The 2,345-nt window shown below is 52.0% G+C and carries 2 protein-coding genes; both read right to left on the minus strand.

The genetic code is table 11. The features are described from left to right. Positions 1 to 947: 947 nt before the first annotated feature. Complete coding sequence (locus KR51_RS19290; protein ID WP_022605726.1) at positions 948 to 1,115, minus strand: hypothetical protein; 168 nt, start codon at positions 1,113 to 1,115, stop codon at positions 948 to 950. A 679-nt stretch (positions 1,116 to 1,794) separates the two neighbouring features. Further along, positions 1,795 to 2,184, minus strand: a complete 390-nt coding sequence (gene folB, locus KR51_RS05560) for a dihydroneopterin aldolase (RefSeq protein WP_022605728.1) — start codon at positions 2,182 to 2,184, stop codon at positions 1,795 to 1,797. Between the last annotated feature and the right edge of the window lie 161 nt (positions 2,185 to 2,345).

Genomic DNA, 2,345 nt, shown 5'->3' on the forward strand with positions numbered 1-2,345 from the left:
CCCAAGCTTTTTGCCTCGGATTCTCGGCCCAAGTGCAAGGGTTTTAAGGCTCTGGTGCCTATAAACTTGCACTTTTCTGGCATAGAAAACGCTGAGATCATTTCATTGCGGAGATTCCAGCCTTTTTCAGCAAGCCCTATTTATAAGGAAACGCACTGTCATTGGGCGAAAAAGTTTGCAAGCCTTTCACGGCATAAGGTTGAGGGTTTCCGCATAAGAGTTCGTGAATAATCCAATCTAGCGTTATCTCGAAGGCTGGTGCTTCCGCCACGTCGAGCGCAGTGCCGGGGTCGGTAATAACACGGTTATCAATTGGGTTCGACACAGCGCAACAGCCTGGGGGACCTGCCAACTGATGATACCCTTGCACCAGAGATTGGAGAGCTAGATGAACAGCAAAGGTGTGTGAGCTCAAAGAAAAAAGGATGGCTCTGGACTTTAGTCAAACTCAAACAAACGGGGATTGTGGCGGTTCCCGTGGGCGACCTCAGCAGCGGCACGTTTGAGCCGTTATGCGAGCGTGTAAAGTGAGGGATTGCTGCTGGTGGCTGAAGTGACGGCTAAGGATCTACAAGAAGTTCCTAGACGCGGTAAGCCACGAAATGAGCAATATTTAAAAAATGCAGCTGGAAGGGGGGAAACGAGGCTGAGGACTTTCTTGGCGAGGCAGAAGCGCAAGAGCATTTACTCCTCGAAACTGGAGGCGATGCTGGGGGTATCTGTTAGATTGCGGCTGCTCTATTTGCACCACCGTGAGATTCCGGTTTGAGGGACACTATCCCCTGCTCTTACGACGCCCGTGCCCCAGGTTCGATGCCGGTTAGTCCCTGTTCGTTAAATCTCTGAAGCTGTGCTGACCCCCAACACAAAGCGATCTTCTGCATCGGTAAGGGAGAAAGGCGATCGCTTTAGATTGTTTTCGCTCGGAACGAGCAGCGGCAGTCTCGCTAGCGTGCCGAGCGATCTCGCGCGATGACCGAAAATTTAAGGCTGCTGGACTCGGAGGGCTCGTTCTGCAGGTTAGAGATTTCGCAAGCCCCAAGCACAAGCAGTACCCAAATGAAAGCAAGCGCGCTGAAGTGACGGAGAGTGTGGCGGTCGAGAAGTGCAGCCATGATGGGTAACTCCTGCTGATAGAGTGATGCGGAAGCGAGCGGGTGAGGAAGGCTTCGTTGCTGACACAGTTATGCTAAAGCGACCCACCCCGGCAGCAGAAGGCCAAAATAGGTATGCTTTAGCGTCAGGTAAGGCAAGCACCAATGCCGAAAACTGCAAGTCCACTCACATCGCTCGAATTAAGAAACAACACGCGCGTCAGTTTTGTGTGTCAAGAAGTTAGTTATCAACTTTTAGAACTTGTTCTCGATCTCGCAATCCCAGACAAACCAAGACCCTCAGCAACTGCCGCGCAAGCCAGCAATAGGATTCTACGCACCAGAGTAACGGCCGTGCGGTCGATAAAGGAATGAAAGCACCGGGATAGTAAGTGCTGAGCGATCGCGAGATCGGTCCCAATCACTTACGAGAAGTAGGGCGGTCGTCTTGTTTGTCAAAGGGCACTTGCCCCAGGTGTCCGCTCAGCCCTTACGCAGATAACGTTGCCCACCACCACTCTCCCTTATTGACCAGCGCATTCAGCAAGGAAACTTCTGGAACTACAGGAGTTGGTGGGAGTTACGTGGAGGCGATGCGTTCAACTTAGGACTCGGGTTTTCCTATTGCCATCGAGCCGAATTTTTTCAAAAGTCCTGGCATCGCGCCGCCGACGTTTTTAGCATGAGAGCAACCTGACGGTTATCCTCCCTGGAAGCTGCTAGTGTTGGCTTGGACTCGTTGGCGGAGGATTTCGACCGTAATCGTACCTCCGAAGTCGGGGATCGGTGCAGCAGGCTTGCTTAGTCGCACGCCCACTTGCTCAACGAGTTCGAATTCTAGGACAGTGTCGGCGATCGCACTTGCCAGCTTCTCCACGAGATTAAACCGGGCTGTCTTGACGAGTTCCCGAACAGCAGCGATCGCTTTGCGGTAATCCAGAGTGTGAGCAATATCATCGCTGGTTCCCGCTGGTGCGAGATCGAGCCACAGCTTAAGGTCTACTTCAAACCACTGGCCGAGGCTCCTTTCCTCGGGCAAGTAGCCAGTGTAACCATAAACGCGAATACCAGTTAGATCGATGATGTCCATAAATGTTTTAGCCTGCAATTGCAGTCAGCGTAGAAGTGCAACTTGTACAAATGACTCGATCGCTGACAAGACCGATAATCTTGTCAACTGAGGGCGCGATGATTGCTTAGGGTAGCAGTCCCAAAGTTCCTCCTAGGAAAGGTCGTTGAGCTGGAGAATCA

This window comes from Rubidibacter lacunae KORDI 51-2 (assembly GCF_000473895.1).
In the GTDB taxonomy this organism is placed as follows: domain Bacteria; phylum Cyanobacteriota; class Cyanobacteriia; order Cyanobacteriales; family Rubidibacteraceae; genus Rubidibacter; species Rubidibacter lacunae.

What these genes read in the sequence shown, in the direction of transcription:
- KR51_RS19290 (WP_022605726.1), bottom strand. Translation starts at nt 1,115, where the DNA reads ATGGCTGCACTTCTCGACCGCCACACTCTCCGTCACTTCAGCGCGCTT.
- folB (WP_022605728.1), bottom strand. Translation starts at nt 2,184, where the DNA reads ATGGACATCATCGATCTAACTGGTATTCGCGTTTATGGTTACACTGGC.